The following is a 14273-nucleotide window of genomic DNA, read 5'->3' on the forward strand; positions in this document are numbered from 1 at the left end:
ACAACAGTCAGGACAGGATATGGCAGTCGTAAACGATAGTGACATTCTCGGCGTGGAAGGGGACAAAACCCTTTCAGAAGCCAGCGCACGGGATTTTTTCGCGCTGCTGAAGCCGCGCGTCATGTCGCTTGTGGTGTTCACGGCTTTTGCCGGTCTGGTTCTGGCTCCGGGAACATTGAACCCCATTTTGGCAAGCATTGCCGTGCTGTGTATCGCGGTCGGTGCCGGTGCTTCCGGTGCGCTGAATATGTGGTATGATTCCGATATTGATGCCGTGATGACCCGCACGGCAAAGCGCCCCATTCCCGCAGGCCGTATTCGCCGCGAGGAAGCGCTGGCCTTTGGCGTAACGCTGTCGGTGTTTTCGGTTGCCATACTGGGCCTGACAGTGAACTGGTTCTCTGCCGGTTTTCTTGCCTTCACCATTTTCTTCTATGCCGTGGTCTACACCATGTGGCTGAAGCGTTCGACCCCGCAAAACATCGTGATTGGTGGTGCTTCCGGTGCCTTTCCTCCGATGATCGGCTGGGCCTGTGTGACGGGTGGCGTATCCCTCGATAGCATCATCCTGTTCATGATTATCTTTTTGTGGACACCTGCGCATTTCTGGGCACTTGCCCTGTTCAAAATGGGCGATTATGGCGCGGTCGGCGTGCCGATGATGCCGAATGTGGCGGGCATCCCCTCCACCAAGCGCCAGATTGTTGCCTATGCCGTCCTGACCGGCGTGTTTGCCGTCGCTCCAACATTCACGGGGCTTGCGTCAATCTGGTATGGTTTGGTGGCTGGCCTCTTGAGCGCGATTTTTATCGGCTATTCTGTTGCCGTGTGGCGGATGCCTGCTGAGGATCAGCGCATGGCAGCGGCGCGGAAAATGTTTGTCTATTCGATTTTCTATCTGTTTGCGATTTTCTCGGCTTTGCTGGTCGATCATTACGCCATGGGGGCTGCGGCCCATCTGGCAGGAGCTTTGTGATGGAAACAGTCAAGCTGACAGAGGCCCAGAAGAAATCCAGACGCAGCCGCAATATTGCCCTTGGCCTCGTGCTGGCCGGGCTAGTGGTGCTGTTTTATCTAATGACCATGGCAAAGATGAGTGGCATGGTGGGGCAATAGGGGAAATGCCCAAACGGTCCAGCACCCAAACGGAAAGGCGGGAGGAGCCATGACGCATTCGGGAGGAGATGACAGCTTGGAAGACGGCAAGAAGACAGAAGGTTCGCCGGCTGAGGGAAAGGGTGAGCGGAAAAATCTCACGGTCTTTTTTGCCTGTCTGGCCTTCGTTGGCTGTGCCGTCGGCATGAGCTTTGCGGCTGTGCCCTTTTATCGCATGTATTGCCAGCTCACAGGCTATAACGGCACCACCCAGCGGGTTGAGCAGGCCTCGTCCGTCATTCTGGATCGCAAAATCAATGTGACGTTCGATGCCAATGTTTCTCCTGGTTTGAACTGGGATTTCAAGTCGCCTCCGGCCTCGGTTTCTCCACGCATCGGTGAGACCACACAGGTGAATTTCTCAGTGACCAATCGCTCACCTTACCCTACCAAGGGGCAGGCGGTGTTTAATGTCACCCCCATGGAAGCTGCGGTCTATTTTAACAAGATCGAGTGTTTCTGTTTTACCGAAACAACCTTGCAGCCGGGGCAAACATTGGAGATGCCGGTGGTGTTCTACGTCGATCCCGACATTGCCAAGGAGCCGGAAACCAAGGGGATTGGCACGGTAACACTGTCATACACATTCTATCCGCATGCCAGCGAAAAGCCGGTTGCGGCATTGCCAACATCGGCGGAGAAGTCTGCGCCAAAATTATGAATACCTCGGCTTTGAGCGCTGGGACGGCGCTTGAAGACGGATTACGATGCGGAAGGCTTGCAATTTTAGCGAAGTGGAGGACACTGTCTTCGCGCAAACGTGCAAGAGATAAGGGATAGAGCAGGAGCGGGCTTTCTGGCACACTGTTGCTCAAGGAGAGAAGTCTAGATCGGGGATTGCTGACATGGCAGACGCGCACCAGAAACATCATGACTACCACATCATCGACCCCAGCCCCTGGCCATTGGTTGCCGCAATCGGGGCGTTTTTTCTCACCTTTGGTGGCGTGGGCTACATGCGCTATCTGCATGGCGGCTCCTTCAAGCTTTTTGGCTTGGAAATGGCCCATCCATGGCTGTTCTTCATCGGTCTAGCCATTACTATTTTTACTATGATCGGCTGGTGGGCCGATACGATCAAGGAAGGCAATGAGGGCGCACACACCCGTGTTGTGTCGCTGCATCTTCGCTATGGCATGATCATGTTCATCGCCTCGGAGGTGATGTTCTTTGTCGCCTGGTTCTGGGCTTTCTTCGATGCCAGCCTGTTTCCCCATGAGGCCATTCAGGCCTCACGGCTTGCCTTCACGGGTGGTCAATGGCCACCAAAGGGCATCGAAGTGCTCGATCCATGGCATTTGCCGCTCTACAATACCGTGATTTTGCTGCTGTCTGGCACCTGTGTCACCTGGGCGCACCACGCGCTGTTGCAAAATGACCGCAAAGGCCTGATCAGCGGATTGACCTTGACGGTTCTGCTGGGCGCTTTGTTCTCCTTTGTGCAGTTTTACGAATATGCCCATGCACCGTTTGATTTTAAAAACTCGATCTATGGGGCCACGTTCTTCATGGCCACGGGCTTTCACGGTTTCCACGTGTTGGTTGGCACAATCTTCCTGATCGTGTGTCTGATCCGGGCAGCGAAAGGTGATTTCACACCCAAACAGCACTTCGGCTTTGAGGCGGCTGCCTGGTACTGGCATTTCGTCGATGTGGTGTGGCTGTTCCTGTTCTTCTCCATCTATATCTGGGGCGGATGGGGTGCGCCTTTGGCCCACGGTTAATGTTGAGATCAATGTGTAGCGACAGGGCGGCGTGCAAGCGCCGCCTTTCTTTTTCAAAATTGATTTGTCCGGTTGGATCAGCAATCAAGGATGCAATGCGCCATGGCTGATAACAGTGATTTTCCACCGATTGAGCCTGCCAAAGTGGCCCTTTCCGCCTGCTGCCCGCGCTGTGGGCAAGGCAGGCTGTTCAATGGCATATCAACATTGAAACCGGCTTGCAGTGCCTGTGGTCTGGATTACACCACCGTTGATCCGGGCGATGGGGCACCCATTTTTGTGATCCTGATTGTCAGTTTTCTGGTGGTTGGCATGGCGCTTTACACCGAGATCACCTATTCGCCGGGCCTGTGGGTGCATTTTTTGATTTTTGGTCCTTTGGCAATCGGTCTGTCGCTTTGGCTGTTGCGTTTCGTCAAAGCCTTGTTGATCAGCTTGCAATATAGAAACCATGCCCGTCCGGGTGTGATTGATCGAAGCTAGGGCATTGTCATGGTGCGGGTGAAGGCGATAGTGAGCGGCATTCTGGTGCTGGCGGCGCTGGTAACGCTGGTGATGCTGGGTACATGGCAATTGCACCGGCTGAGCTGGAAAGAGGGCTTGCTGGCCGATATTGAAAGCCGACGCCACCAGCCTGCGGCAACAGTGGAAGAGATAGACGCGCTGGCCCGTTCTGGCGGCGATGTCGATTACCGCGCCATGACGGCGGTGGGCGATTTTCTCAATGATAAAGAACGCCGGTTTCTGGCAACGCATGATGGTGCGGCGGGCTTTTATATTTACACACCCTTGCAGCTTGATGATGGGCGCTATCTGCTGGTGAACCGCGGCTTTGTGCCGGAAGATCGCAAAGATCCCGCCACCCGCATGAGCGGACAATTACTGGGCCATCAACGGGTTACTGGCCTGGCGCGGGCAAGACTTTTAGAAAAACCATCATCGCTGGTGCCAGACAATGATATAGCGAAAAACGTGTTCTACTGGAAAGATCTGGATGTGATGGCATCAAGCGTCGGTCTGCCAGCCGATAAGGTTCTGCCGTTTTTTCTGGATGCCGGGCCGGCACAGGTGCCGGGGGGCTTGCCAATTGGCGGTGTCACCCAGATTGATCTACCCAATAGCCACCTGCAATATGCCTTGACCTGGTATGGCCTCGCGCTTGCACTGGCGGTGATTTCTATTTTGAAGATAATTCGAAAGAACAAGTGATAGACGGAGGGGATATGTCAATTATTGCCAATATTTTTGTGGCTCTGATCGCTCTGGAGCATTTTTATATTCTGGTGCTGCAAATGTTTATGTGGACGAGCCCGCGTGGGCGTAAGGCCTTCCGCATGAGTCCGCAAAAGGCCGAGGCCACGCAGGTTATGGCGGCCAATCAGGGGCTTTACAATGGTATTCTGGTGGCGGGCCTGGTGTGGTCACTGGTGCAGCGTGATCCGATGTTCGCCTTTCAGCTCAAATTGTTTTTTGTTGGCGCAGTCATCACAGCTGGCCTATATGGAGGCTTAACCGTGTCGCGGCGCATTGCTATGGTGCAGGGCGTGCCAGCGATCATTACTTTTGTTCTGGTGCTTCTGGCTGGATTATAATGGATACGATGACGGCAAAACCGCCTTTGATGATCAAGCTGTGTGGCCCGCGTGGCTTTTGTGCAGGCGTGGATCGGGCCATTCAGATTGTGGTGCTGGCGCTCAAAGGCTATGGCGCACCGGTTTATGTCCGTCATGAGATTGTCCACAATCGCTACGTGGTTGAGGGTCTTGAGGCCAAAGGGGCAGTGTTTGTCGAGGAGCTGGATGAGATTCCGGCCGAGCACCGCAACCAACCGGTGGTATTTTCCGCCCATGGTGTGCCGAAATCCGTGCCGGAAGATGCGGAAAAGCGTAATCTCTTTTATCTTGATGCCACCTGTCCGCTGGTATCCAAGGTGCATAAACAGGCCATGCGCCACCAGCGCCTTGGCCGTCACGTCATCCTGATTGGCCATGCGGGCCACCCGGAGGTGATTGGCACCATGGGCCAATTGCCGGAAGGCACTGTTTCACTGGTGGAAACGGTGGAGGATGCCGCCGTTTACCAGCCAAAGGATCCAGAAAACCTTGGCTTTGTGACCCAGACCACGCTGTCGGTCGATGATACCGCAGGCGTGATTGCCAAATTGCAGGAACGTTTCCCGGCCTTGACGGCGCCTGCGGCTGATAGCATTTGCTACGCCACCACCAATAGACAGGAAGCAGTCAAGCAGGCCGCTCCGGGCTGCGATCTGTTTGTCACGGTTGGGGCGCCAAATTCCTCCAACTCGAAACGTCTGGTGGAAGTGGCCCTGAAAGCCGGTGCAAAGCGTTCCATCCTTGTTCAGCGCGCCCATGAGCTGGATTGGGACGCCATCGGCGACATCCGCAGTCTTGGGCTGTCAGCGGGCGCATCGGCTCCGGAGGTGGTGGTGAATGAGATCATCGAGGCCTTCAAATCCCGCTTCGATGCGACGATTGAGCTTGCCGAATTTTCGATCGAGGATGAGAATTTCCTCGTCAATCGCGAGCTGCGCAACATCGAACTCACGCCCGAAGATATGGCGTTTGTGAATGGGTGAGAAGCGACGGCGCAGCCGGAAAAACGATCCAGTGAATCGTTTTTAGCTTCGAACGCCCTGAGCCCCGCGAAGGGCCGGGATACGTTAGCTCGGAATAAAATCATGCAGCCGGAAAAACGATCCAGTGAATCGTTTTCAGCGTTGAGCGCCCTGAGCTTTGCGAAGGGCCGAAGTTGGTCTCTGCCACCCATTTCCTGTGCCTCGTCCCATTCCGGGGCTGGCACTCCTGCGGCGGCCATTGTATCCCTGTCTGCAACCAAACCAGAATGCGGATCTGATCTGTGGCAGTTTATACCGATATCAATGAGGTCGATCTCAAGGACTTCCTCTCCCAATACGAAACAGGCTACTTGCTGTCCTTCAAGGGCATTGCCGAGGGCGTGGAAAACAGCAATTTTCTGCTGCACACCACAGAAGGTGCGCTGATTCTCACCCTCTATGAAAAGCGGGTTGAAAAGAATGATCTGCCGTTTTTTCTGGGCCTGATGCATCACTTGTCTGATCGTGGCTTGAATTGCCCGCTGCCTTTGCCGCGCAAGGATGGCGCGCTTTTGGGCGAATTGTCCGGGCGGCCTGCTGCTCTGATTTCGTTTTTGGAGGGCATGTGGCTTCGAAAGCCCGAGGCCAACCACTGCCGCGCGGTGGGCAAGGCATTGGCCCAGATGCATGTTGCGGGTGAGGGTTTTGAGATTGCCCGTCCCAACGCTCTGTCTGTTGCAGGCTGGCAGGAGCTGTGGCAAAAGTCCGAAGACCGCGCCGATGAGGTGCTGGACGGATTGCGGCCTGAGATTGCGAAGGAATTGGCCCATCTGGTGGCCCATTGGCCGCAAGAGCTGCCAGCGGGTGTGATTCATGCCGATCTGTTTCCCGACAATGTGTTTTTCTTAGGCGATGAGCTTTCCGGGCTGATCGATTTCTATTTCGCCTGCAATGACTATCTCGCCTACGATTTGTCCATCTGCCTCAATGCCTGGTGCTTTGAGAAAGATGGTAGCTATAACATCACCAAGGGTCAGGCGATGATTGAGGGCTATCTTTCGGTGCGGCCTTTGTCTGAGGCAGAAATTGCCGCCATGCCGCTTTTGTGCCGTGGCTCGGCGCTTCGGTTTTTCCTCACCCGTCTCTATGACTGGCTGACCACACCGGCAGGCGCTCTGGTGGTGAAAAAAGACCCGCTGGAATATCTGAAAAAGCTGCGCTTCCATCAGGCGGTTGAAACGGCCTCGGATTATGGATGGCCGCAATGAAACATGTTGAGATCTTTACGGATGGTGCATGCTCCGGCAATCCCGGCCCCGGCGGCTGGGGGGCGGTGCTGCGCTATGGTGAGGTGGAAAAGGAGCTGTCCGGCGGCGAGGCAGAGACCACCAACAACCGCATGGAGCTTTTGGCAGCCATTACGGCGCTCAACGCGCTGAAGGCCCCTTGCGAGGTGGATTTGCACACCGACAGCAAATATGTGATGGATGGCATTTCCAAATGGATTTTTGGCTGGAAGAAAAACGGCTGGAAAACCGCCGATAAAAAGCCGGTGAAAAACGGCGAGCTGTGGCAGGAGCTGGATGTTGCCAACCAGCGCCACAAGGTTAAATGGCATTGGGTCAAGGGCCATGCAGGCCATCCCGAAAATGAACGCGCCGACGAGCTGGCCCGCAAGGGCATGGAGCCATTTAAAAAGGGCAATGCGCATAAGGCCTTGATGGGTGGATAAGCAGCCCTTTCAACAGGAGTGATTGATGATCCAGCACTGTGTTTTTCTACGTTTTAAAGCCTCTGTGCCGCAAACGGAGAAGCAAGCGATTTATCAGGCAATCACGGATTTGAAAAATTCCGTATCGGGCATGGTGGATGTGAAAGCCGGGCCAAATGTTTCGCCGGAAGGTCTCAACGGCGGCTTTGTGGATGGCTTTATCGTGACATTTGAGGATAGCAAATCGCGCGACGCCTATCTCAAACACCCCGACCATATCGTGGTTGGCGAGCGCATAGCAGCTGCCACCGATGGCGGTCTTTCCGGCATTTTGGTGTTTGATTTGCAAGTTTAACAGTCTGTTCAAGAATTGCAGCCGGTCAGCGGCGATTATTGGTCAGACTGTAAGAAAAGGTGACCGCTCCGAGACTTGTAGGGTTATCGGAGCGGTCTATCATGCTGACTTGGGGTGGTGTCAGCTTGATGTCTTCATGGCGGCAGCCAATTGATCGATGTTGTAGCGGAACATTTTCTCATAGGTCGAAGCCGGACCGCTCTTCTTGGAAAGGGCTTCCACGTAAAGCTCGCCGCCAGACTTGGCGCCGGTTGCCTTGGCAATCTGCTTCACCAGACGCGGGTCGTTGGAGTTTTCAAAGAAATAGGTCTTGATGTGCTCGGCCTTGATCTGGTCGATCAGCTTGGCAACGTCAGCAGCCGATGCTTCGGTTTCGGTTGACAGGCCAAGCGGTGAGAGGAACTCAACCTTGTATTCGCGGCCCAGATAGCCAAACGCATCATGGCTGGTCAGGATTTTACGCTCAGCGGCCGGGATGGCATCCAGTTTTTTATGGGCATAGGCATCCAGCGCGTCCAGCTTTTCGGTATAGGCCTTGGCATTGGCTTCAAAGGCCTTGGCATCGGCCGGATCGGCAGCTGCAAGAGCCTTTTCAATGTTGGCAACCCAGATTTTGACATTGACCGGGCTGTTCCACACATGCGGATCTGTCACGGTCTTGCCGTCTTCTTCCATGGTGCGGGTATTGATGCCCTCCGATACCACCACGGGTTTGCCCTTGTAGCCCGATGCGGTGATCAGGCGATCCATCCAGCCTTCAAGGCCTTCGCCAGACACGAACGTGACATCGGCAGCCTTGAGCTTTTTGGCGTCCGTTGGCGATGGCTCAAATTCATGGGGGTCGCCGTTGGGGCCAACCAGGCTTGAGACCGATACGTGATCGCCACCAACATTGCTGACCACATCAGCAAGCACCGTAAACGAGGCCACGACCTTCAAGGGTTGCGCTTGTGCGGCCACGGAGGACATGGCCATCAGCAAGGGCAGGGCAACGGACATAAGTCCCACGGACATAATCATTTTGCGTTTCATATCGAAAATTCCTTTGTGCTAGGCTTTCAGGTGAGAACTGGGCAGCAACTGGCGGACAAAGCCGGAGGGTGCGAACAGAATCGACGCTCCGTAAAAGACCGCAGCCGTCATGATAATGGTGGGGCCAGAGGCAAGCTCCAGATGATAGGAGGCAATCAGGCCGATATAGCTCGACACAATGCCGGTCAAAGCGGCAATCACCATCATGCTGGTGAGATTGCGCGACCAGAGCTGGGCAATGGCAGCGGGCAGCATCATCAGGCCCACGGCCATCAGCGTGCCAAGCGCCTGAAAGCTGGCAACGAGGTTGAGCACCACCAGAAACAGAAACAGAAAATGATAGACCGGGCCTTTGCCGCCCACGGCCCGCAAAAAGCCGGGGTCCAGACACTCCGCCACCAGCGGGCGATAGATAATGGCAATCGCCAGCAGCGTGAACGAGGCGATAGCGGCGATCTGGTAAAGCGCGTCATTGTCGATGGCGAGAATGGTGCCAAACAGAACATGCAGAAGATCGATATTGGAGCCGCGCAAGGACACAATCAAAACGCCAAGCGCCAGCGAGGTCAGATAAAAGCTGGCAAAGCTGGCGTCTTCTTGCAGCACCGTTGAGCGGCTGACGAAACCCGACAGGAGCGCCACGGAAAGGCCTGCCACGAGGCCGCCAAGCCCCATGGCGGTCAAGGACAAGGACCCGGCAATCAGATAACCTATGGCAGCACCCGGCAAGACCGCATGGCTCATGGCATCGCCCATCAGGCTCATACGGCGCAGCATCAGGAACACGCCGATCGGGCCGGAACCAAGGCCGAGACAAATGGCGGCCATCAGCGCGCGCCGCATGAAGCCGTAGTCAGCAAAAGGCGCAATCAGCAGGTCATAGGCGGTCATGCGGCGGGCCTTTTCAGGAGGTTTTCGGGTTTGCAGACCTCGGCGTCTTCGTCCCAGCGCTCCGCCATGGCGCGGGCTTTCAGCAGGTTATCGGACGAAAGCGCTTCTTCGGTCTTGCCCCAGCTCACCAGTTCGCGGGCAATCAGCAGCGTTTGCGGAAAATGGCTGCGCACCTGATCAAAATCATGCAGCACGGCAATCACCGTGCGGCCATCGCTGTGCCAGCCAAGGATGATGTCAATCAGATCGCGGGTGGTGCGGGCATCAATGGCGGTGAAAGGCTCATCCAGCAGGATCACCTTGGCATCTTGCAACAACAGCCGCGCAAACAGCACGCGCTGAAACTGTCCCGCCGATAACGCACCGATATGGCGTTTTTCAAAGCCGTCCAGACCCACGGTTTGCAAAGCCATCCGGGCACGCTCAATATCGGCTTTGGCGACACGGCCAAAGGCTCCGCTGTTGCGCCATGCGCCCAGAAGCACGGTATCCAGCACCGTGATGGGAAAACGCCGGTTGATGTCTGCTGCCTGAGGCAGATAGCCAAAATCGGCGCGTGATAGCGTGTGCTCGACACTGCCTTCAGCGGGGCGAAGCTCACCCATAATGGTCTTCAGCAGCGTTGACTTGCCCGCCCCGTTGGGACCGGCAATGGCGGTGAGGCTGCCGCGCTCAATGCTGCCGCTGATGTGGTGAACGGCGGGGTGACGATCATAAGCCACCGTGAGATTGCGAAGGGTAATCACGTTTTTCGTCATTGCAGCGCCACCGCCCACTGAACGCCAAGCCAGGTCAGCACGATCAAAACAAGCGCAAAGCCAATGCGGGTGACGGCAGATTGCGCCAGAAGGCTGATCGAGATTGGCAATTTATCCTGCACCGGATGGCGCTCCATAGATGTAATAACGTTACGTGTAATGGTATAACGAATATGGCAGATAAAAGGCAAGAGGCGTGTGTACACGTGTTGTTGATCAAGCCTAGAGTCTGTCAGGTTCAATTTCAGAGTACACGACACAAACGCCTTTATGTGCCGTGTACCCCCCTCTGGCTTGCCAGCCATCTCCCCCACAAGGAGGGAGATCGGATAGGCGCGTCCGCTCGTTTCTCACAATGAAATCCTGATTTCCCACACATAGGACGTATGCTGTTGAGCAATAGGGTTGCTTTTTGTCGATCTCCCTCCTTGTGGGGGAGATGCCCGGCAGGGCAGAGGGGGGTGAGCTATACGGTAAGCCGCATGCGTCGTGTACTGTGGTTCAATCTGAACCTGACAGACTCCAGATTCACTTGTTTTCGTTTGTCTATTCGGGAAAACCGGTGCCCACTTTTCCCTGACAAACTCTAATGCGGCGCGTTCTTTTTGCTGAGAAATAGGTCTAGCAATGAGAAAGGCCCTGAAAGCAGAGCACTTTCAGGGCCTCGATAAAAATCAGTATAACAGTTACAGCGCCGTGCGTTTTATAAAACGCATAAAGGAGGCTGTAACATTCTAAATCGGCTGCATAATTTTCACCTTAAATCCACTCCGATTTAAGGAATCATACCGTCGTGATTACAGGCGTTCCAACATGGCCGTTGCCGAAGAAACCGTGGCCTGACCGGGGTTTTCTTCGATGTCGAGGCTCTTCACCACGCCGTCTTCCACCAGCATGGCATAGCGCTTGGAGCGGACACCAAGACCGCCCGCAGACAGGTCCATATCCAGACCCAGCGCCTTGGAGAAGCTTGCATCCCAATCGGCCAGAAAGTGAATCTTGCCCATGCCGCCGGTGCTTTGTGCCCATGCACCCATGACATGCCAGTCGTTGACCGACACCACGGCAATATCGTCCACGCCCTTGGCCAGCAGGGCATCGCGGTTTTCCAGATAGCCAGGCAGATGGTTGAGCGTGCAGGTTGGGGTGAATGCGCCGGGAACGGCAAAAACCACAACCTTTTTGCCCTTGAACAAATCGTCTGTGGTGATCTCGACCGGGCCGTCGGCGGTTTTTTCCTTAAAGGTTGCTGCTGGAAGCGTATCGCCGATCGCGATGGTCATGGGGTCTCTCCTGGTTAAAATCCGTGCAAAGGCGAGCGCCTCGCTTAAAGGCTTAACTGCCTCAAGGCTTAACTATAGAAGGCGAGGTTGCGAAGGCAAGGGGGGCTTCCATGGCACGCTTGTGTCCGGCAACAATCAGGATATGCCAGGTCTTGCCGGAAACCGTATAGTTGCGCGGCATTTTTGGCAGCGCAATGCGCAAAGTACGTTCAGGCCCTTTGTTAGAAATTGTCTGATATTCGGTAAACAAATATCCTTCCGGCCCGGTCAGCAAGATGCGTGGCTCGTCTTTTGAGCCCTCTGGCAGGCGCACATTCACATCGAGACTGGAAAGGTCATCTTTCATGCGAAAGCCTGAGACAAAAAAATCCTCGGTTGGCGTGGCGGGCAGACGGGCTTTGGCCCTATCAATCAGCTGCGCTTCCTCGACATTGGTGGTTTCCTCCTGGCTTAGATCGATGCTCAACTCGGCCTGAAAGGGAATGCAGATATTGTGACAAAGCCCGATGAAAGCCGTGATTTTTAACGGATTATGGCTTTCACGATTGGCATTGCTGAGCGTGAAGGGGAAAACCACGGGACTATCATAGCCGACATCGCGGATTTTGCCGAGATCAACACGCTTTGGCACCGGAAAACTCAAGGCAGACAAGGTGACGGCACTGCCCGGCTCGGCGGTAATCTGGGGGGGAATGCCAGCATCACCCGGCTCGCGCCAGTAGGTAAACCATTCGCTGTTCGGCTCAATCTGCAAACCCGCCTGCCGTGTTCCATCCGGACCCGCGGGCAAGACAATCAGACGCATACGCCCGCCATCGCTGGTGGCCCACGCCGATGTGGCGGCCAATGTCGGGGCTGTGCTGCTCACGATCATGAGACAGGCAATAAACGCAGACCGCACGGACCGCGAAAGACAAGAAGAATGAATCATGGACTTTCTTTAAAGGGATATGCTGGGCGATGCCAATCACGCAATTGTGGCCTCTATCATTTTTGGTTGATTGCCCGCCTCTTATGCTCCATCTTAGATGAACACTGTATGACGCTCCTCTTGAGCGTCCGTGTTTTTGGGTTTCGACCTGTCTTGTTGCTGCTGCCTGCGGCATAACGCTTCAAATCGGCATAGATTTCAGGCGTTATGTGGGAAATTGAAAGAGTGGCAGCGTCCTTTGTGCACTCTAATTGGTGCACTCTGTTCCAGAGGGGCTGGGGGGATTCAGGTTTCAGGGGATTTGGTTTCTTGCGGATTTGGAGGCTACTTTGGAGGCTACATGGGATTTTCAACCCTGACATCTGATCGAGAGCGCGGGTGCCTTGATGGCCAGTTTTTGATTGCCATGCCCAGTATGAAAGACACGAATTTCGCCCGCTCCGTCATCTATATTTGCGCCCACACCTCGGCCGGTGCCATGGGATTTATGATCAATCGCCCTCAGCCCGTGACGTTTGCAGACGTATTGCTCCATCTCAATCTGATTGATCAGACCGATGCAATCATGCTGCCAGACAAGACCCGCAATTTTCCCATTCAAAGCGGTGGCCCGGTGGAAAGCGGCCGGGGTTTTGTGCTGCATTCCGAGGATTACCACAGCGACAGCAGCATTCCCGTCAGCGAGGATATTTTGCTGACGGCAACGCTGGATATTGTGCGCGCCATTTCTGATGGCCGAGGCCCCGCCAAAGCCACCATGCTGCTGGGCTATGCTGGCTGGGGACCGGGGCAGTTGGAGCGCGAAATCGCCAATAATGACTGGCTCAATTGTGCAGCTTCCGATGATCTGATTTTCGATACGCACCTGAGCGACAAATATGACCGGGCCTTGGCCCTTCTGGGTGTCAGTGCCGCGACCTTGTCGTCAGAGGCTGGGCACGCCTGAGCCGCCAAACGGAAGCGGGCAGGGTCATGGCAATCACCCCTGCCACCACCAGCACAAGGCCGATCAACAGGGTCGAGCTGGTCTGTTCATGCAAAAAGAACACGCCAATACCAACGCCGATTGGTACCCTCAAGTAAGCCTGCGCCGTGGTCGCAATAGAGCCAAGTGTATCGACCAGCCGAAAATAAATGGCAAAGGCAAGGGCGGTGGAGAAAACGGCAAGCGCCACCAAAGCCAGCATGGATGAGCGGGAAGGGGTGAGGGTCCATGGATGATCAATCATCAGGCTCAAAGGTATCAACATCATACTGCCGCAGATCAGCGAGCCAGCCGCAGGCATCATCGGGTCGAGGCCTTTGAAGTTTCGGCCAAAAATTGCACCCATGGCATAGCAGACGGACGCTAGCATCACGGCAAACTGTGGCAGGAGCTGGCTGGTGTTATCTTGCAAAACGCTCATGCCGACAATCAGGCAGGTGCCGGCAATGCCCAGAACAACGCCCAGAAGTTTTGGCAGTGTCACGCTTTCGTGCCGGGTGAAAATCGCGGTGATCAGAAAGGCAAAAATCGGCGTCAGCGCGTTGAGGATTACGGCAAGGCCCGCATTGACGTGCTGCTCTGCCCAGGCAATCAGGGTGAAGGGCACGGCACTGTTGAGGCAGGCCTGAATGCAAAATCGCCGCCACGTCAGCCCATCCGTGGGTAAGGACAATTTGCGCAGACGCAAAATCACCAGCAGCAAACTGCCTGCCAAAAATGTGCGGGCGGCAATCAGCGTAATCGGCGGTATGGTTTCGACACCAATGCGGATAAAGCTGTAAGCCGCACCCCAAAGGGCTGCCAGCACCAGCAAGAGAGCAAATTCTTTCGCAGTTGCGTGTTTTTTCATGGATTTTGAAGACCTTAAGAAAG

The 14273-nt window shown here is 55.1% G+C and carries 19 protein-coding genes; 12 read left to right on the plus strand and 7 right to left on the minus strand.

Going from position 1 to position 14273, the window contains the following annotated elements; genetic code table 11:
• Positions 1 to 19 precede the first annotated feature (19 nt).
• The 11 genes from cyoE (at position 20) to E6C51_RS09310 (ending at position 7520) form a co-directional block, all read left to right on the plus strand.
• Positions 20 to 976, plus strand: a complete 957-nt coding sequence (cyoE, locus tag E6C51_RS09260; protein WP_146931354.1) for a heme o synthase — start codon at positions 20 to 22, stop codon at positions 974 to 976.
• Complete coding sequence (locus tag E6C51_RS09265) at positions 976 to 1116, plus strand: hypothetical protein (protein ID WP_146931351.1); 141 nt, start codon at positions 976 to 978, stop codon at positions 1114 to 1116. Before cyoE ends, E6C51_RS09265 begins: the two co-directional genes overlap by 1 nt.
• A gap of 49 nt (positions 1117 to 1165) precedes the next feature.
• The gene (locus E6C51_RS09270; protein ID WP_190235738.1) at positions 1166 to 1816 is read left to right on the plus strand and encodes a cytochrome c oxidase assembly protein; all 651 of its coding nucleotides are present in this window, start codon (positions 1166 to 1168) and stop codon (positions 1814 to 1816) included.
• Between the two features lie 184 nt (positions 1817 to 2000).
• Positions 2001 to 2879: a cytochrome c oxidase subunit 3 gene (locus tag E6C51_RS09275; protein WP_190235739.1), complete on the plus strand. Its 879-nt coding sequence runs from the start codon at positions 2001 to 2003 to the stop codon at positions 2877 to 2879.
• Positions 2880 to 2981: 102 nt separating this feature from the next.
• Positions 2982 to 3362, plus strand: a complete 381-nt coding sequence (locus E6C51_RS09280; protein ID WP_146931340.1) for a DUF983 domain-containing protein — start codon at positions 2982 to 2984, stop codon at positions 3360 to 3362.
• Positions 3363 to 3371: 9 nt separating this feature from the next.
• Positions 3372 to 4088 (plus strand): SURF1 family protein, encoded by a 717-nt coding sequence (locus E6C51_RS09285; protein ID WP_190235740.1) that lies wholly within the window; start codon positions 3372 to 3374, stop codon positions 4086 to 4088.
• 14 nt (positions 4089 to 4102) lie between these two features.
• Entirely contained in the window at positions 4103 to 4471 is a 369-nt protein-coding gene (locus tag E6C51_RS09290) for a DUF1304 domain-containing protein (protein WP_146931334.1), read from the plus strand.
• An 8-nt stretch (positions 4472 to 4479) separates the two neighbouring features.
• A complete protein-coding gene (gene ispH / locus E6C51_RS09295; protein ID WP_407920793.1) occupies positions 4480 to 5475 on the plus strand; it encodes a 4-hydroxy-3-methylbut-2-enyl diphosphate reductase in 996 nt (331 codons plus the stop codon).
• A 281-nt stretch (positions 5476 to 5756) separates the two neighbouring features.
• Positions 5757 to 6722 (plus strand): homoserine kinase, encoded by a 966-nt coding sequence (locus E6C51_RS09300; RefSeq protein WP_190235742.1) that lies wholly within the window; start codon positions 5757 to 5759, stop codon positions 6720 to 6722.
• Positions 6719 to 7186, plus strand: a complete 468-nt coding sequence (rnhA, locus tag E6C51_RS09305) for a ribonuclease HI (protein WP_190235743.1) — start codon at positions 6719 to 6721, stop codon at positions 7184 to 7186. Before E6C51_RS09300 ends, rnhA begins: the two co-directional genes overlap by 4 nt.
• 25 nt (positions 7187 to 7211) lie before the next feature.
• Entirely contained in the window at positions 7212 to 7520 is a 309-nt protein-coding gene (locus E6C51_RS09310) for a Dabb family protein (RefSeq protein WP_146931322.1), read from the plus strand.
• A 120-nt stretch (positions 7521 to 7640) separates the two neighbouring features.
• Here E6C51_RS09310 and E6C51_RS09315 read toward each other — a convergent pair whose 3' ends face one another.
• From E6C51_RS09315 to E6C51_RS09335, 6 genes are all read right to left on the minus strand, one after another.
• Positions 7641 to 8552 (minus strand): metal ABC transporter substrate-binding protein, encoded by a 912-nt coding sequence (locus E6C51_RS09315; RefSeq protein WP_230987160.1) that lies wholly within the window; start codon positions 8550 to 8552, stop codon positions 7641 to 7643.
• An 18-nt stretch (positions 8553 to 8570) separates the two neighbouring features.
• Entirely contained in the window at positions 8571 to 9443 is an 873-nt protein-coding gene (locus E6C51_RS09320; protein ID WP_190235744.1) for a metal ABC transporter permease, read from the minus strand.
• Positions 9440 to 10201 (minus strand): metal ABC transporter ATP-binding protein, encoded by a 762-nt coding sequence (locus E6C51_RS09325; protein WP_190235745.1) that lies wholly within the window; start codon positions 10199 to 10201, stop codon positions 9440 to 9442. The genes E6C51_RS09320 and E6C51_RS09325 overlap by 4 nt, the downstream gene beginning before the upstream one ends.
• Positions 10198 to 10323 carry a hypothetical protein gene (locus tag E6C51_RS20215; protein ID WP_269141823.1) on the minus strand — a complete coding sequence of 42 codons (126 nt, stop codon included), beginning with the start codon at positions 10321 to 10323 and terminating at the stop codon, positions 10198 to 10200. The genes E6C51_RS09325 and E6C51_RS20215 overlap by 4 nt, the downstream gene beginning before the upstream one ends.
• Positions 10324 to 10998: 675 nt before the next feature.
• Entirely contained in the window at positions 10999 to 11484 is a 486-nt protein-coding gene (locus E6C51_RS09330; RefSeq protein ID WP_146936393.1) for a peroxiredoxin, read from the minus strand.
• A 61-nt stretch (positions 11485 to 11545) separates the two neighbouring features.
• Complete coding sequence (locus E6C51_RS09335; protein WP_190235746.1) at positions 11546 to 12352, minus strand: protein-disulfide reductase DsbD domain-containing protein; 807 nt, start codon at positions 12350 to 12352, stop codon at positions 11546 to 11548.
• Between the two features lie 403 nt (positions 12353 to 12755).
• Between E6C51_RS09335 and E6C51_RS09340 the strand changes: the two genes are divergently transcribed.
• Entirely contained in the window at positions 12756 to 13361 is a 606-nt protein-coding gene (locus tag E6C51_RS09340; protein WP_146936396.1) for a YqgE/AlgH family protein, read from the plus strand.
• On the opposite strand, the gene E6C51_RS09345 is transcribed toward E6C51_RS09340, so the two are convergent.
• Positions 13321 to 14250: a DMT family transporter gene (locus tag E6C51_RS09345; protein ID WP_190235747.1), complete on the minus strand. Its 930-nt coding sequence runs from the start codon at positions 14248 to 14250 to the stop codon at positions 13321 to 13323. The two genes, E6C51_RS09340 and E6C51_RS09345, sit on opposite strands and share 41 nt — an antisense overlap.
• Positions 14251 to 14273 lie beyond the last annotated feature (23 nt).

Source organism: Gillisella terrae (genome assembly GCF_004801395.1).
In the GTDB taxonomy this organism is placed as follows: domain Bacteria; phylum Pseudomonadota; class Alphaproteobacteria; order Rhizobiales; family Rhizobiaceae; genus Allorhizobium; species Allorhizobium terrae.

Excerpts from the sequence above, each read along its gene's own strand:
- cyoE (WP_146931354.1), top strand. The coding sequence starts at position 20 with ATGGCAGTCGTAAACGATAGTGACATTCTCGGCGTGGAAGGGGACAAA.
- E6C51_RS09265 (WP_146931351.1), top strand. The coding sequence starts at position 976 with ATGGAAACAGTCAAGCTGACAGAGGCCCAGAAGAAATCCAGACGCAGC.
- E6C51_RS09270 (WP_190235738.1), top strand. The coding sequence starts at position 1,166 with ATGACGCATTCGGGAGGAGATGACAGCTTGGAAGACGGCAAGAAGACA.
- E6C51_RS09275 (WP_190235739.1), top strand. The coding sequence starts at position 2,001 with ATGGCAGACGCGCACCAGAAACATCATGACTACCACATCATCGACCCC.
- E6C51_RS09280 (WP_146931340.1), top strand. The coding sequence starts at position 2,982 with ATGGCTGATAACAGTGATTTTCCACCGATTGAGCCTGCCAAAGTGGCC.
- E6C51_RS09285 (WP_190235740.1), top strand. The coding sequence starts at position 3,372 with ATGGTGCGGGTGAAGGCGATAGTGAGCGGCATTCTGGTGCTGGCGGCG.
- E6C51_RS09290 (WP_146931334.1), top strand. The coding sequence starts at position 4,103 with ATGTCAATTATTGCCAATATTTTTGTGGCTCTGATCGCTCTGGAGCAT.
- ispH (WP_407920793.1), top strand. The coding sequence starts at position 4,480 with ATGACGGCAAAACCGCCTTTGATGATCAAGCTGTGTGGCCCGCGTGGC.
- rnhA (WP_190235743.1), top strand. The coding sequence starts at position 6,719 with ATGAAACATGTTGAGATCTTTACGGATGGTGCATGCTCCGGCAATCCC.
- E6C51_RS09310 (WP_146931322.1), top strand. The coding sequence starts at position 7,212 with ATGATCCAGCACTGTGTTTTTCTACGTTTTAAAGCCTCTGTGCCGCAA.
- E6C51_RS09315 (WP_230987160.1), bottom strand. The coding sequence starts at position 8,552 with ATGAAACGCAAAATGATTATGTCCGTGGGACTTATGTCCGTTGCCCTG.
- E6C51_RS09320 (WP_190235744.1), bottom strand. The coding sequence starts at position 9,443 with ATGACCGCCTATGACCTGCTGATTGCGCCTTTTGCTGACTACGGCTTC.
- E6C51_RS09325 (WP_190235745.1), bottom strand. The coding sequence starts at position 10,201 with ATGACGAAAAACGTGATTACCCTTCGCAATCTCACGGTGGCTTATGAT.
- E6C51_RS09330 (WP_146936393.1), bottom strand. The coding sequence starts at position 11,484 with ATGACCATCGCGATCGGCGATACGCTTCCAGCAGCAACCTTTAAGGAA.
- E6C51_RS09340 (WP_146936396.1), top strand. The coding sequence starts at position 12,756 with ATGGGATTTTCAACCCTGACATCTGATCGAGAGCGCGGGTGCCTTGAT.
- E6C51_RS09345 (WP_190235747.1), bottom strand. The coding sequence starts at position 14,250 with ATGAAAAAACACGCAACTGCGAAAGAATTTGCTCTCTTGCTGGTGCTG.